The following is a 15382-nucleotide window of genomic DNA, read 5'->3' as shown; positions in this document are numbered from 1 at the left end:
ACATACAAGGGGACGAGATGCCTGACGAATCCAACGTCCTTGACCAGCTGATTTCGCGGATCGACGACGAGACGCTGCGAGCACGACTGGCTCAGGAGGTCGACCTCTTACGCGGCTCTCGACGTTTCGGGTTGGTATTCGACAGGCACTTGCCCGAGTCCATCCGCCTTCCCGATCATCCGATTCGGAAGGGCATCCGAGTAGCGCTGCGCGATGAGTCTTCCACCGAGACGTGGACAGTCGACCGGTTTACAGACCGCACCCGCGAGGTGGCAGTCCTCAGCGGCGAAGGGGGGCAGCGTCATATTTCCGAACTGATCGTCGTACGCGAGTTCGGCGAACCGATCTACCCCGGCCTGCGATCGGTCGAGCGGATCGAGAACGGCCCCCCCGACGCGCCGTGGCACGTCGTGATCAACGGCGAAAACTTCCACGCCCTGCAGGCGCTCCGGTCCACGCATCGAGAGGCGGTCGACCTTATCTACATCGACCCCCCGTACAACACCGGCAACGACGGCTGGATCTACAACGACCGCTACGTCGACCAGAACGACCGGGCGAAATCGTCGAAGTGGTTGTCCTTCGTGGAGAGGCGACTGCTAATCGCGCGGGATTTGCTCAAGCCCACTGGCGTAATCATCGTGGCCATCGGCGACGACGAGCATCACAGGTTGAGGATGCTCCTGGATCAGGTGTTCGGTCCAGAGAACTTCATATCGGACATCGTGTGGCAGGGAGGTAGAAAGAACGATTCCCGGTACGTCTCGAATGGCGCGGACTACATGTTGGTTTACGCGCGCAATGAGTCTGCTCTGTCAGACCTGGAAACGCGGTGGCGTGAGCCTCGCAAGGCGCACGCTGAAATGCTCGCAGCAGCACGCGACTGTTGGGAGAAATCGGGGTCTAGTCCCGAGAAAGCCACCGAGCTAATGAAGGCGTGGATCAAGGCGCTACCAGCGGGCCATGACGCCAAAGCAAACAATCGATTTTACGATTTTGATGACAAGACAGGTCGCGTTTTTCGCAAGAAGGACATCTCTTGGCCCGGCGGTGGCGGACCGCGTTATGACGTATTGCATCCGGAAACCAGGAAGCCTGTACGTGTACCTAGCCGAGGGTGGGTCTACGCCGACGCTGCGAAGATGGAGGCTGAAATCGAGAACGGGAACATTCTGTTTGGACCCGATCACACGTTTCATATAAATCGCAAGTTGTACCTGGCTGAGGCCGATTCGATGGCACCCGAGTCTGTCTTCTTCAGCAAACGCACGACTGTTAGCAAGAGGATGCAGGACATCTTGGGAGACAAACGATTCCCGTTCCCCAAAGACCACGAGGTATTGATGCGGTGGATTCGGACCGTGGCACCGGCTGATGCAGTGATCCTTGACTTTTTCGGCGGCTCAGGAACCACTGTCGAATCAGTAATGGAACTCAATATGCGGGATGGCGGTTCAAGACAGGCGATTCTGGTCACGAACAACGAGGTCGGCGCGAAGGAAGCAAAGAGACTCCGTCAGTCTGGTCAGCATCCTGGTGACCCGGAATGGGAAGCCCGCGGAGTATTCGAATACGTCTGTCGTCCCCGTATCTCGACTGTCGTAACTGGTAAGCGTCGCGACGGGTCTATGTACTCGGGCGGCCTCTCGGCGAACGTCGAGATGTTCGACCTCACCTATCTTGACCCGGGCATGGTGCGCCGCGGGCATGAATACACGTCGGTTGCGCCGCTGATGTGGCTCGAAGGCGGTGCTCGCGGCCCTCGGATCAACGAGGTGCCAGACAAAGGCTGGGCGCTTACCGAAACATACGGCATCCTGTTCGACATCGATGTTCTGAGCGCGCTCTCCGACGCCGTAACCCACGCTGCAACTACAGGAGTCCCACCAACGGTGGTTTTCATCATCACAGACTCGGATGCTGAGTACCAGCAGGCAACCGAGCGCCTCCCTGTCGGGATCGAGACCGTCCAGCTCTACGAGGACTACCTGTCGAACTACACCATCAATATCGCTGGTGGTGCACGATGAAGTTCTCACTGGAGTCCTACCAGGGCACTGCGGTCGAATCGGTGCTGACGAATCTCGCGAAGGCGCGTGCCGGCTACCTCGAAGACGGCGAGCGCACTGCCGTCGGTCTCACAGCCCCGACCGGGGCTGGCAAGACCGTGATCGCCACAGCGGTGCTGGAAGGCATCTACAAGGGCACGCCTACACGGCTCCCGAATCCGAAGATGACGGTTTTGTGGATCACCGACGACCGCGCACTTAACGCCCAGACCATCAATAAGATTACCCAGGCGTCGGGCGGCGCGATCGATATCAACCGCATCCGCTACGTCGGCGAGATCGACCAGCGCACCCTCGAACCCGGGGTGATCTACTTCGTACATATCCAGGCCCTGCAGAAGAACTCGACACTGCATTCGATCAGGCCGGACGGCAGTCACAACGACAAGCGAACTCACGGCGCCTGGGACATGATCGCCAACACCGTGCGGGAGCGCGGCGAGGACTTTCTCGTGATCTGGGACGAGGCGCACCGCGGCTCCGGTACGAAGAACACCGACCGCAAGTCGATCGCTGGGACCATCGTCGGCGGCGGCACCACCAACATCGGCACGACGCAGCCGCCGGCCCCGGTGGTCCTCGGGATCTCGGCGACACCCGATCGATTCCAGAGCGCTATGCAAGCAGCTGATCGCACCATGCGCCTGGTAGAGGTGAAGGCCGGTGATGTTCGCGAGTCCGGCCTACTCAAGGATCGAATCCTGTTGCGCAGTATCGGCGAGTCGCAATCGGCAGACAACACGATGCTAGCCCTCGCTGTCGAGGATCTGAAGTCCGCAGATAAGTCGTGGCGTAATCACCACGAGACCACCGGTGACCGGCTCGTCGAGCCGCTACTCGTTGTACAGGTCGAGCAGGGCATGACACAAGCGAAGGAGGAAGCCCGACTCGCAGAGATCCTGTCCGTGATGGAGTCGACCTGGCCAACATTGTCCGATTACGCGGTCGCCCACGCATTTGGCGACCCACACGGACCGAAGAAGGTGGGAGACAAGACTATTCGCTACCTGCCTCCCGAGGCCATCTCCGGCGACGACCAGGCTCGGGTGGTGCTGTTCAAATCCGCATTGACCACCGGATGGGACTGCCCACGCGCTGAAGTCATGATCTCCTTCCAGAACAAGGACAGCTTCACCGAGATCGCCCAACTGATCGGCCGGCTCGTCCGCACCCCATTGGCTAAACGCGCCGACAGCGGTGACGACCGACTCAACGAGGTGGCTGCGTACCTGCCGGGGTTCCGCACGGAGCACGTTGCCCGGGTCGTAAACGCTCTGACCGAGGACGAGACCGTCGAGGTAGACATCGTCGTGGCACCGATCGTGTGCGACAAGTCCTCCGATGTGCCCTCAGAGCTGTTTGACCTGCTCGACACACTCCCGTCGTACACGCGCCAGAAAGCATCGTTCAGCTCGCGCACCGCCCAGTTGATGCGTCTGGCCGCCGCGCTTACCGAGCACGGCTTCATCACTCAGGGGTCAGCGAAGGCCAAGCAGTGGATCGTCGATCAGATCCGCGCCGCAGATGGCCAGCGGAGCTATGAGATCGACGCGAAGGTCGGCGACATCATGTCTCTGACGATCAGCACGACAATGGTCGCCTATGGCGAAACGCTCCTACAAAGCGTCGGCAAGTCCGACACAACCATCAACGAGCGCGACTTGGAAGGCTACTTCCAGAAGGCCAAGCGCCTCCTCCCGGACGGATCGGCGAACTGGTATTTCAAAGAACTGTGCGACGCGGGAGAGGAAGAAATAGACGCCTCGGCACGCTTGGCTGCGATGGCCGACCTCGGCTTCAAGACCGTGATCGAGGAACAGTCCGCCGTTCTGATCGACAAGTGGCGCGAAAAGCACCGCGCGAAAGTGTCGGCGCGCCCCAGACACGTCCGGGACCAGATCGAGCCTCTATGGCACCTGGGTGGATCGCCGATGCTGCCCACGACGGTCGAGGTTCGTGACGTGTATCCGGCTGCGACAGAGAAGATCCGGGACAAGTCCACCGAACCGATACCCACGCGTTCATCGCACCTGTACGTCATCCCTGCAGGCAAAACGAACGCGGGCGAGTTTCCAGTGGACACGTCTCGTTCGTCATGGGAAGCGCAGGTACTCGACGTCGAGCTGGCAGCTGAGACGCTCGTCGGTTGGTACCGGAATCCCTCGTCGGGCCGACACGCGCTGGCTGTGCCTTACGTATTCGGCGACAAGCATCAGCTGATGCACCCCGACTTCCTGTTCTGGCACGACGACGGTGACAGCGAGTACGTCATGGACATCGTCGACCCCCACCGGTTCGACCTCGCCGACACCTCGGCGAAGTGGTCAGCACTGTCGCGCTACGCCCAGGACCACCCGGACCGAGTCCGTCGCTGCCTCGCGATCGCCAAGGTCGATAGTTCGCTCAGAGCACTTGACCTGAAGATTACCGGCATCGACGAGCGTATCGCGGAAGCAACCAATCAGAACTTGATCGAGGCGATTTTCGTCGCAGAGGGGATGTCGTATCCATAGCCGGTCAGTGTTTCAGCTAATTTGCGCGGCCCGGTATCTCCGTAATTTACCCCGATTGAGTATTACCGCGGGCAGCCTTCACGCTTAGCTGGCTGAGGCTTCTCCTTCAGTTCACGCGGTCGTCTAATCTGTCCCCGATGAGCTGGTGGACCCTTCAGGGGAAAGACATAAAGTGAAGAGGCAGGGGCATTCCCGTGCGGAGGAGGGCAGTGCGCGGCTGCCAGAAGAGCGGCAGTTCAAATGCGTTCACTGGAGTGGTTATCACCGTCGCTCTGTTCGCGCTCGCGGTCGTCGTGCTGACTGTGGTCAAGTCCTCACTGATCCCGCAAGACATCCCCTCGAACTGGTTCGTGGCATGGGGCACTTGGGAGGTCGGGCGGGGCGGGCCAGGCACGGCAGCAGCCTTCCTGATCGCCGCCTTCAGCATCTCGGTTGCCAGCGTGCACTCCCGGTTCGACCGCCGACAGGCGGCGAAAATCCGCGAAGACAACGATATGGCACAGGCCCGGCTCTTGACCATCAACAAGGTTGAAGGTGAGCACTCGATCTCAATAGCTCCCGGGAGCTTTATGTAGCTCATTCGTTCACAGAGCGGGTTGGAATCAACCCAAGGACAGCGGACAGCGATACCGCCATTCCTCAAGTGTTTACCGCAGCAATGAGCGTAACCCCGCAAGCGTCGACTAAATCGATAGTGTTGGCCCGGTGACGGTTTCGGCGAAAAGAAGCCTCGGCTCCGAATGGGCGTGACGGCGAAAACGTACCTTCTGTCGTCGATGACGCAGGACGCCATCGCGGTGATGGAATCGGTGTGATTCGAGTGTTCTCCAGAAGGCCGTAGTTTCCGTGTTGAGCGCTACGAGGAAGTCCTCAGTGATCAGAGCTGCGGCAACGCGCTTTTCGAAGACAAAGTCACCGCAGGTTTGGTGGTTGGTGATGGAAGGCTTCGACTCGAATTTGTGCATCTCCAGCTGGTTCAGGTCCACGCGCGCCGTAGTGTTGGTAGTTCTCCCGCATCAGTTTCGGAAGATTGATCGTAAATTCCGTGGACGGTTTGCCGGCACTGCAACTGTGCCCGTAAGTCACTGTGGTCGGCGACTCTCCGGCTGCTGTTGCTTGTTGTTCGGCACCTCTGGTCATTGCATCCACTCCTAGCAGTCCGGCAATTTTTGGTGGCTACTTGACTCTGACTGGACCAAATAAACTTTTCAATTCAGATCGTTATCGCGATTCGCAGGACCTATGGGCGGACTCGCGCGCTGTGCCAGCCCATCTCTTATAGTCCGAGCCGGGCGCGGACCGCTTCTATTCCGTCGTCGTACGAGCCGACATAGCGACCGGACCCGCGCTGGTAGCGCGAGTCCACAGGTGCCGGGTCGTGGGCCATGAATACCACGTCTGGACGACCACCGTTGAAGGCTGAGTATGTGGTGTAGTTCCAGCCGTCGGGGGCATAGTCGTCGTTCCATTTCAATCGTGCGACGGCGACGAATCCTGACTTCGCGTAGATGGCAGGCAGAACGGTGTCGAAGCAGTCCAGCCGACGTCCACCCGCCGCGACGGCGGTTTCGAGCATCGAGTTCGCGGCGCTGGGGTGGTTGCTGTCGCGGTGTGCGTAGAGGGAGACGATTTCATCGTCTTTGAGTGCGATGCCAGATCGGCCGTCGTCGGTTACAAGCAGTCGCATACCTGCGTATTCGTCGTCGCTGTAGACATAGACCGAAGCTGCGAACCGGTTACCCTCGCGCAGTGTTTCCATTTGGCATCGGTATGTCGCGGCATCGCGCGGATGCAGTTCGTACAGCTCCGGGGTGCTTTCCCCCAGACTGCGAAGATGCTGTGCGCGTTTGTCCTGTAGTCGATGTACTGCGACCGGCGTGATGTGCCGGTCCTCGATCAGAAGCCGTGGAACTTCGCCAATTCGATCGCCGTGTCGTGCCACTCCTGCTCGATCGCCAGGCGCTCGTTTTCCGGCAACTCTGGACTCCATCCCCACCGACGCCAGAACGCTTCGCGTTGCTCCTGCGTCAAGGTCGGTGCCTCGTTCTCGGTCATGGCTATCGCCCTTCGGGTCGTCGTCGGTGAATGCTGATGTTGCTCTAACCTGCTTCTCACGTGTCGCTTTGCCTGTTTCGAGGCGATGCTGCAGCTTTTCTCGCTTACCTGGATCGTCCTCTGCGCCGAGTTGAGTGCGCAACTCGGTTTGTCCGCCGGGAGTGGCGTCGTATTCGGTGGATCTGGCGTCGAGGTTTGTTTTCGCAGTGTCCAATCGTTGCCGGTTTCGGGTGTCCGCGGGGTTCGCGTCGAACAATGTCTGTGCGGTGTCGAGTCTGCGGCGAGCGCTGTCGAGTCGTGCTCGCACGTGCGGGGTGCAGCGGGGGCCGGGGTACTTCTGGCACATCTACCGGCTCCCCCGATCCGCCGCGTCGACGAGACGTCCGAGCATGGCGCCGAGGTTCTCGGCGGCGATGTCGACGAGTTCGCCTTTATCGGTGAGGTATTGGTCGCGGCGCAGTTCGATCATCACCGAGTACACGCGGGGATCGGTGTTGTAGCTGTCGAGTGGCACGTACGTACCGGAAAATGGGGTGTCCGTGCCGATGTCTTCGAGTGGGGAGAACGCGGCGTAGGCGGCCTCGATAAGCCAAGGCGGTGTGTGGTGTGGGTCGGTGCCGATACATAGCGCGGGGCGCAGTCCGTCAGGGTGCAGCTCGTATGCCGATGGTGATGTCGGGTAGGAGTGGACGTCGATGATCACGGCGCGGCCGGTGGCGGCGATGCGGTCCGTCACCAGGTCGGATATCGCGCCGGCGTAGGGATGGAAGTAGTTATCGAGCAGTGCGTCTCGTGTGGTGTTGTCGGCGTTGCGCAGGACGTCTCCGCTGCAGGTTCGGGTGTAGACCGCGCCGCGGCCGACGGCGTTGAGTTGTTCGCGTTCGTCGGGGAATCGTTCGGGATCGATCACCAGGCGCGAGAGGTCGTTGCGCAGTGTCCACGGTCGGAGTGTCACTGATTGCGCAGCGTGCTGTTCGATCACGTCGGTGTGCGCGTCGGTGATCTCGTCGAGTTCGGCGGCGAGTTGATCGTCGGTGACGGTCAGTGACGAGCGGATCTCGGGTGGTATGACGCGCGAGGCGTGCGGGACGTGCAAGATGACGGGCGAGGATGTATCGCCCGCGATCAGTGTTCTCGTGTTCACGTAATCTCCTTGGCAAGTGTGGAACTGGTGCCGAATTCAGTTAATGACGTCGACGAACCAGCGACCGTCGAGTTCTTTGGCGGTGATGGTCTGGGGGAACTGTGCGGGCGGTTGGCCGGGTCGCATTTCGGTGAGAGCGACGGAGTAGATACCGGCCGCGATCGGTGTGATGCGCACGCAGTGGGTGGTTCCCGTTGGGACGGTGTCGATTCCGGCTTGGATCTTCTCCTTCGCCGGCAGGGAGGAGTCGGGGGTGGTGAGTGCACGGACGGCTGTTCCGGAGCGGGTGACGTAGTAGGCGTGCTCGAACGACGCGATGACTCCGGGGCCGCTTTTCTGGTCGCCGGGGTCGGTGCGGCATGCGGTGGCGTCGGTTTCAGTCGTGGGTGCGGAGGCGAGAGCGGGCGGGGTGACGTCGAGGGTAGGTGCCGTTTCCGAGGTGTCTGTCTCGTCGGCGATTCTTTCCTGTGTGCGCTCGTCGTTGCTGGAGAGGAAACGCAGGGTGAACCAGCCGAGTAGCGCGACCACGACAATCAGGGCAGCAACGTAGCGCAAGCGGGGCGATCGGGAATCTCTCTTGCGCGGCCGCTTCGGCGGCTTCTGAGGCGTGGGTGAAGAAACCGTTGTGGTTGTGACGGCGCTTGCGGGCATGGGCGCGCCACCGAGCAGTTCGATCACTGCGGGGTGCCTTTTTGTGTTCGTCATCGCTGTCGTCCTTTCGGTGCTCGCGCCTGGTTCTCCAGTGACACGTGGACAAGTTCAGGGTGGGCGGGTTGCCACCCGCCCTGAATGTGCTTGCCCGTGCGAGCGTTACGCCGGAATACCCGCTCCGACTGCGTCGCTGATCAGCGAGGACGCCAGGCCCGGGGTGGCGTTGGTGAGGAAGTCAGTGAGTGCGGTGGCGACGTGTTCGATGATCTGCTCGCCTCCGGACTGGGCTGCGACGAAGTCGCGGGCCTGTTGGTCGATCGCAGGGGCCGTCGCGACGGTGTCGCGGACAGTGGTGGCCACGGCCTCACCGATGGGGCCGGAGTCCTCCCAGTCGGTGAGCGTGTCCTGGGTCTGGCTGGTCACGGCGGGTTGGTCGACGTCGGGGACCTCGATTTCGACCGGTTCGCCGAGTTCGCCTGCGCCGTACGCGACGGCTGCGGTGAATCCTGCGATTCCTCCGCCCAGTCCGCCGAGAACGAATGCGGGGGCGCCGGCGACGAGGGCGCCCGTACCGGCGCCGACGGCGGTTCCGGCGAGACCACCAGCTACCCAGCCGATTCCGGGGACGAAGACGTTGCCCAGTCCGAGGCCGATGTTTCCGCCCACGGCGCCGCCGACCAGCGCTCCCCCGATGGCGAACGGGGTCGCGAGGCCGATTCCTCCGGCGAGTGCTCCGGCTGCGGCACCGCCGACTTGGGTGGCGGCGTCGCGGCTGGCTTTGTCAACGGGGACACCGAAGGAGTTCCAGCCGGTGGCGACTCCGGATTCGATGATGGCGGTGGTGTTGTTGGTCCGTTCGAGGTCGACGTCGGAGACCCAGTTCGGTTGTGCGATGTGGAATGTTCCGATGCGGAGGGTGTCGCGTGGGGCGATGATCGGCGCGACGACATCGACGGGGCCGGGGAGATGGAGCTGGGTGTAGTCGGTCGGGGTGGTGTCGGTGTAGGTGGGTGGTGTGTAGGTGTTGGTGTCGTAGTCCCAGTTCGGTAGCGGCTGGTAGTCGATGTTCTGGTATTGCGCGGGTGGGTCGACCCAGTAAATGGGCTCGGTCTGGGCTGGAGGTTCTGTGGCCGGCGGCGGGGTGGGTTCGGTGGTCACCCCGGACTGTCCACCTCCGTCGGTGATGCCGGCTTGCCCTCCTCCGTCGGTGATGCCGGCTTGCCCGGGCGCTGCGAGTGCTGGTGGTGCGAGCGTGATTCCGGCGGCCACTGCTGCGGCCGCGACGACGGCGATGGCGCTCTGGCGGGCGAGGGTGTGGCGGCGGTGTCGGCCGTGTCGGTGTGCGCGGCGGGCGGCTCGGTTTCCTACGGTGGTGTCGATGCTCATGTGGTGCCTTTCGTTGAGGAGGGTGCGGATGGATGCAGGGAGGGAGGCCCGTGTGCGGGGCCGGCTGATACGAGGTCAGTCAGCGGTATGGGCGATGAGATCGATGACGGTCGAGGCAACAACGGTCAGGGCTTCGGTGGTGCTGCGCCGGAGCTTCGAGGGCGCGATGCGCTCGCCGGAGGCGAAGAGAGGTTCGAACGGCATCCGGGCGACCGAATGGACTCCGGCGTCGAGAAAGGCGTCGACAGCGTCGATTTCGACCATCGGTGCGTCTCCGGGTCCGTCGGTGATGACGACGATGGTGCGAGCCATCATCGCCGGGCCTGCGGTGGCGGCGAGGTCGAGGAGCATGCGGTGCGCGGCTGCGGCGGCGTCGCGGCGGAGCGGTACCGGTACGAGGAGGACGTCCGCGTGGATGGTTGCCCAGTGCCAGCTGCCGGCGAGGCGGTTGTTGCCGGTGTCGGCGATGAGGATCTCGCGGTGCTGAGACAAAAGCTGTGCCGCGGCGTGGGCGTCGTCGTAGCCGAGACTGGATCCGTGGGCGCCGTTGTTGCCGGCGACGATGTCGTCCCCGCTTGGTTGGCGGGTGAGGTACTGCGAGAGCGCCGAAGGTCGGATGCTGCCGGGCTCGCCTGCCTCGGCGGCGATCAGTGAGCGCACGTCGTGTCCGTCGCGGGGTGGGGCGCTGACGCGGTCGGCGAGGCTGCCGCCGACGTCGGCGACGTCGACGCAGACCGTGGTTGCGGCGCCGCGGTGTTCGGCGATGATCGCGTTCAGCCCTACCGCGAGTGGGGTTTTGCCGACGCCTCCTTTCGGGTTGGCGATGGTCACGATCGAGAACCCCGGGAGGGGGCCGGTGATGGATGCGATGGCGGCGCGTTGGCGCATTTCGGCGGACTCGGGTTTCGCGGCGATGCGGAGGTTGAGGAGGGTGTTGAGTCGGCCGCGTAGTCCGGTGCGGGCGGGTTCGTGCGAGCCTGCCGCGATCTCGGGTGCTGCGAGCACTGATGTCGAGGTCGGTGTGCGCGCCGCGGGGACTGGCCGAGCATGAGCGTCGGCTCCCCCGGATGGCGGTGAGTCGACGAGGGGTGTCACCGCCATCGTGACCGGTTCGTCCACATGACGATCCGGCCGCGTCTGTGGTGTGTCGGCGGGTGCGGGGATGGGTCCGGCGGGCAGCGATTGCGCCACCTTCCCGTCCGGGGCGACGGTGAGTTGGCGGGAGCGGCCCGCTTCCTGCACGGTGACCTCGACGGGTGAGCCTGCGTCGGCGGAGTGCTGTCGGCTGAACTGTGCGATCACCGCGTGGATCGACTGCCCGTTCTCGGCGGACAGTTCCACTTTCTCGTCCCCTGCCCCGCTCACGAGTGCGGTTCGCTCGGAGGTGATTTCGATGGCAAGGGTCGACATCACGCGGTGGTTCCGGTGAAGGCTCCGACGCCGGAGAGTTCGGTGTCCATTTCGAGGACGATGGTGTCGGCCTTGTCGAGGGCGGCCAGGGCGTCGTCGCGGGCTTTGCCGTCGGGGAGTACTTCGATGATCTGGCGGCGGGTGGCGACGGCTCTTTTGATTTCGTCGAGTCGCGGAGCGGTCAGTTCCTGGTCTTCGCTGAGTTTCGGCAGCCACGTGGGGATGGCGTTTTTGAGGACGCGGCGTAGTTCGGTGATGACGGGGTCGCCGCCGCCTTTGGGGGCTGCGAAGGGGTTGCGCAGCACGGTGATGTCGTCGGCGGTGGGGGTGATCGATTGGGAGATGCGGCGGCTCATGGGCGGACCTTTCGGGTGAGGGTTGTGCGGGTGTGTCAGCGAAGTCGGGGCTCCGTTGTCAGGTCGCGGGTGCGGTGGTGTCGGGTTCGGGGAGCAGGACGACTTCGTGTGGTCCGTAGGTGATGTGGTTCTTGACCCGTCCGGTGCCATGGAAGGTCAGGGTCGTTTCGGTGACGGCGCCGCTGTCTTTGTCGCGGATGACGGTGACCGCTGCGACGGTTGCCGGGTGCTCGTTGCCGCGGCTGTCGTCGATGAGGACAGTCATTCCTTGCGTGACCGCGGAGGCGGGTATCGCATCGGCGAAGTCATCCCCTGCGTCGACGGCAGGTGTGTCGTCGTGGTGGCCGAGGACGGTGGGCTCGGGAGCTCGACCGTAGGCGCGGGCCGCGACGGCGACGGAGCGTTCGGATTCGACGAAGTGGCGCAGTTCGGTCGAGTAGAACGCGATGTGCGGTTCCTGCTGGGGCCGTAGCCCGTCGATGATCTTCTTCTCCGAGGTCGAGAGTTGATTCCATTTGTTGGGGTGCGGGTCGACGTTCGGTGTCCACCACATCTGCGCATCGACGGGCACACCATCGTTGCCGAGGGCGACTCCGCGGCCGGGGACCGAGGTGTCGATCTCGCGGCCGATCTGCGAGTCGCCCCACAACATCATCGCGCCGTCCTGCGAGAGGTTGCCGAGGGAGATGCGGGTGCCGAAGTTGTCGCGCGCGTTGCCCGAGGCGCCGCCGAAGAGGGACGCGTCGGGTCGTTGCACACCGAGCAGGAGCCGGATACCAGCAGAGCGTGCAAGGACAGCGAGATCGGCCCACGCGCCCAGTGGGTCGAGTTCTTTAAGGAGATCGCGGGTTTCGTCGTCACCGGTTTTGGCGAGGCGCTGCCATTTGCCGGAAAGAATGAAGAACTCGTCGAGGACGGCGATCAGCAGCGGAAGTTGGGACGGCTCGATCTTCTTCACATGGACGTAGTGGTTGCGGGCCATCATTTCGCTGTGCAGGGCACGCACGAGCATCGCGGAGCGGACGGCGTCGTAGACGATGGCGGCGCACCCGGGGTAGCCCTCGAGTCCGTCGAGTTCGATCATTTTCGGGTCGACGCCCAGGAACGGGATTCCTCGTCGCGATGCTTCGGTGAGCAGGGTGCGGATCACCGATGTCTTGCCGCCGCCGGTGGGCCCGACGATCAGGCAGTGAGGCTTGTTCGACTTGGTGGAAATGTCCCAGAACATGTTCACCTCCGATGCTGCCGTCGCGTAGGGCAGGTGGCGCAGGTTCTCGTCGACGAGTTCGAGAGGGTGATCGACGCGGGTGGGCAGCGGGGCGCGCAGGCTCATCAGGAGGTAGCCCTCGGAGGGAAACCAGTCGGTGGCCCAGGTGCGGCCGGACTCGTGCTCGCCGGCGAGGGCAGCGAGGGCTTCATCGACCTTCTTCTGAAATCCGCGTGCTCCGCTGGAGAGGGTGGGTGTGAAGGTGATCTTGAAGGCGGTTTCGACGTCGCCGTCGAGCGCGGCGACGCTCACGGCCGGCTCTTTCAGCGGTCCGTCTTTGAGAGAGTTCGCCAGTGCCTTGTGCCGCGGTGATCGGAGGTCGGGTTGAGTCAGCGTGCGGGTGATGCGGATTCGGTCGCGGTGGGCGTCGTGGACGACGGTGTAGGTCCACTTGCTGGTGCGCCGGCTCGCGGAAGCTCTTACTGCGGTGGTGAATTCGTCGAGTTCTTTCGGTCGGATGATGGCGCCGCGGGCAAGGGTGATGGTGGCGTTGCGCAGGGTGGTGATGCCGGGCGGGTATCCGGTGGTGATTTTGACCGGTGTGTGGCGGGTGCTTTGCCGGATTTGGGCGTCGAGTCCGGCGCGGTGACGGTGGGTGAGGAACCGTGCGATATCGCAGGCAAGCAGGCAGACAGTGAGGGCGGCCAGTGGCCACCGATACTCGTGGACTGCGGAGACTGCGCTGCCGATCTGAGGGTTCGCGAATTGTTCGGCGAGTTCGAGGAGTCGCGGCGCGAGAAACGCGAGTGTTGTTGCAATGACAGCGAAAGGCGCCCACGCCCTGTACGGGCGGATGGCGAACTCCCCCGCCTGGCCTGTTCGCGCGTGGGGTTTGTCGGAGCCGAAGAGGTCGACGAGAAAGTCTTTGAGCGGGTCCTGCTGGCTTCTGCTCACCCGTCTACTCCTCTCGCTCGAATCCAGTCCACGACGGTCGTCGTGTGGGTGTGTGTGTGGGGGTGCACTGTCACAGAGCGCGGGAAGCAATCTCAACCCGCCTGTGGATAACTTCTTTCGCGGGTGCGTGGTTGGAGCGCGCATCACATGCCCTAGCTGTGATACCGGGGCGCGATAGACACCCACCGCCTCTACCCGCAGACGGTTCTGGTTGTGACGCTGCGCATTACCGATCGCAGGACCCGCGACGACATCGCCGCTACACCGTTTGGGGACTTGTTCAACCACCTACGCCGCGGGCCCGACGACGATGTACATCTCGGGTGGTTCTCGTCTTCCTGCGCCACGGTTCGCGGACCCCCTTCAGGCTCTCGAACGACTCGCTTCGTGAGGTACAGAACCCGGTGCGCGAACAGCCGAGAACGGTGTCGACGACACCGCGGCAGGCGCCGCGCCAGGAAGATCCTGGCGATACTCCGAACAGAACCCTGACCAGCAGTTGATCGAAATATGTTGGCGCGAAGCAATTTTGACAAGTACACTCCCCCTAGGCCCGAAGGGCCGGGGGAGTGACCCCGAAGGGGAAGAGTGAATCGGGCCCCTGAATTTCGCCCCGGTCCGCGACCACTGCACGCCCCTCGATGCGGGACTCTTTGAGCATGGGGTGCGCGGCCTGCTGCGTGTGCGTGCTGAACACGCTATGCATGCAGCGCATGCACATCACGCAGGCAATGGTGAAGAACTGTTCTTCGAACTTCAGATCATGACCACGGCACGGGTGCATTGAGCAAGCTCCAGCAGGGGTCACCCGCACAGCTGGCGGACACGTTCCGAAAAAGGTTCTGCGCCAAGTTCTTCAGGAGGACGAAGACCACGAAGCACAACGACGGAGACATGTGTCGATCGCCACGGTCTGCGGCGGGTCCTTCGACCATGCCGATTCGCGACCCTCTGCCGCTCCACTCAAGGAACGCTCCCGGCGGCGTGTGAGGAAGACTTCCGCGGACACCCGCAGCGAAGACCACGACGTCGACACGCATGCCCAACACTCGAAGTAGTTCCCCGCGAGCACCGAGAGATCCCCGACGGATAAATCGCGACACCTGACCACACTCCACACGACGACACGCGCCAACGCTGATCGACAAACCCGCCAACCGCGGAGCCGAAAAGTTATCCACAGGTCGCATTGAAATTCCTACCACCACTCTTCTACGTTTCCGCACAACCACATTCGTGGGGTCTGGTTTCACCACTGTGTTGGAGAGTGCTCATGTTTTCTCTTGCTTCCACCGTGATCGACGTGTCGATCCCGGCGACGCATCCACCGCTCGCCGCAGACGCGGTGACACTCGCGCAGTCGACGGACGTCAATACCGGTGGTCTGCGCGCGTGGATCAAGGACAACATCGTCTTCACCATCCTCATCGCCCTCGCGTGTGTGGTTCTCGTCGGTGGGCTCAAGGGCAATTTGTCGCGGGTCTTCACCGTCGGTGGACTCGGGTTGTTCGGGCTTGCCTACCTCGGTATCGCGACATCGGAATCGGCGGCCACGGGGATCGGCAATTGGCTTCTCGGGCTCGTCGGTATCTCGACCTAACCGCTGATGCCTGCGCAGAGAACATTCGAAGGGGATG

At 62.8% G+C, this 15382-nt stretch carries 14 protein-coding genes; 4 read left to right on the top strand and 10 right to left on the bottom strand.

All coding sequences use genetic code 11. From position 1 onward, the window contains the following. Positions 1-107: 107 nt before the first annotated feature. On the bottom strand, positions 108-434 hold the full coding sequence (locus AC1DWA_RS18355) for a hypothetical protein (RefSeq protein ID WP_477916894.1): 327 nt from the start codon (positions 432-434) through the stop codon (positions 108-110). Between AC1DWA_RS18355 and AC1DWA_RS18350 the strand changes: the two genes are divergently transcribed. From AC1DWA_RS18350 to AC1DWA_RS18340, 3 genes are all read left to right on the top strand, one after another. Continuing rightward, positions 411-2030, top strand: a complete 1620-nt coding sequence (locus AC1DWA_RS18350; protein WP_477916892.1) for a site-specific DNA-methyltransferase — start codon at positions 411-413, stop codon at positions 2028-2030. The genes AC1DWA_RS18355 and AC1DWA_RS18350 overlap by 24 nt on opposite strands. After that, the gene (locus tag AC1DWA_RS18345) at positions 2027-4582 is read left to right on the top strand and encodes a DEAD/DEAH box helicase (RefSeq protein ID WP_477846727.1); all 2556 of its coding nucleotides are present in this window, start codon (positions 2027-2029) and stop codon (positions 4580-4582) included. The genes AC1DWA_RS18350 and AC1DWA_RS18345 overlap by 4 nt, the downstream gene beginning before the upstream one ends. A gap of 209 nt (positions 4583-4791) precedes the next feature. Then, positions 4792-5157, top strand: coding sequence for a hypothetical protein (locus tag AC1DWA_RS18340; RefSeq protein ID WP_477846726.1), 366 nt, complete (start codon positions 4792-4794; stop codon positions 5155-5157). Positions 5158-5858: 701 nt separating this feature from the next. Here the strand turns inward: AC1DWA_RS18340 and AC1DWA_RS18335 are convergent. The 9 genes from AC1DWA_RS18335 to AC1DWA_RS18295 all read right to left on the bottom strand — a co-directional run bounded on the left by AC1DWA_RS18335 (position 5859) and on the right by AC1DWA_RS18295 (position 14848). After that, on the bottom strand, positions 5859-6983 hold the full coding sequence (locus AC1DWA_RS18335; protein WP_477916890.1) for a hypothetical protein: 1125 nt from the start codon (positions 6981-6983) through the stop codon (positions 5859-5861). Next, positions 6984-7781: an N-formylglutamate amidohydrolase gene (locus tag AC1DWA_RS18330; RefSeq protein WP_477846723.1), complete on the bottom strand. Its 798-nt coding sequence runs from the start codon at positions 7779-7781 to the stop codon at positions 6984-6986. It abuts the gene before it with no gap. A 36-nt stretch (positions 7782-7817) separates the two neighbouring features. Then, the gene (locus AC1DWA_RS18325; RefSeq protein WP_477846722.1) at positions 7818-8486 is read right to left on the bottom strand and encodes a DUF8176 domain-containing protein; all 669 of its coding nucleotides are present in this window, start codon (positions 8484-8486) and stop codon (positions 7818-7820) included. A gap of 105 nt (positions 8487-8591) precedes the next feature. Then, entirely contained in the window at positions 8592-9818 is a 1227-nt protein-coding gene (locus tag AC1DWA_RS18320) for an insoluble domain protein (RefSeq protein ID WP_477846721.1), read from the bottom strand. Between the two features lie 75 nt (positions 9819-9893). Next, positions 9894-11228, bottom strand: a complete 1335-nt coding sequence (locus AC1DWA_RS18315; RefSeq protein ID WP_477846739.1) for a ParA family protein — start codon at positions 11226-11228, stop codon at positions 9894-9896. Then, positions 11228-11584: a hypothetical protein gene (locus AC1DWA_RS18310; RefSeq protein ID WP_019749726.1), complete on the bottom strand. Its 357-nt coding sequence runs from the start codon at positions 11582-11584 to the stop codon at positions 11228-11230. The genes AC1DWA_RS18315 and AC1DWA_RS18310 overlap by 1 nt, the downstream gene beginning before the upstream one ends. 58 nt (positions 11585-11642) lie before the next feature. Continuing rightward, positions 11643-13745: an FtsK/SpoIIIE domain-containing protein gene (locus AC1DWA_RS18305; RefSeq protein WP_477846720.1), complete on the bottom strand. Its 2103-nt coding sequence runs from the start codon at positions 13743-13745 to the stop codon at positions 11643-11645. Between the two features lie 547 nt (positions 13746-14292). Beyond that, entirely contained in the window at positions 14293-14442 is a 150-nt protein-coding gene (locus AC1DWA_RS18300; RefSeq protein ID WP_477916889.1) for a hypothetical protein, read from the bottom strand. A gap of 64 nt (positions 14443-14506) precedes the next feature. Beyond that, positions 14507-14848 carry a hypothetical protein gene (locus tag AC1DWA_RS18295; RefSeq protein ID WP_477916887.1) on the bottom strand — a complete coding sequence of 114 codons (342 nt, stop codon included), beginning with the start codon at positions 14846-14848 and terminating at the stop codon, positions 14507-14509. Positions 14849-15018: 170 nt separating this feature from the next. Here AC1DWA_RS18295 and AC1DWA_RS18290 point away from each other — a divergent pair, with 170 nt between their 5' ends. Next, positions 15019-15345: a hypothetical protein gene (locus tag AC1DWA_RS18290; protein WP_073513654.1), complete on the top strand. Its 327-nt coding sequence runs from the start codon at positions 15019-15021 to the stop codon at positions 15343-15345. Positions 15346-15382 lie beyond the last annotated feature (37 nt).

The sequence above is a fragment of the Rhodococcus sp. P4_F3_2 genome (assembly GCF_056401335.1).
Note: the sequence above shows the minus strand (reverse complement) of the source record. Positions and strands in the feature narration are given on the sequence as shown.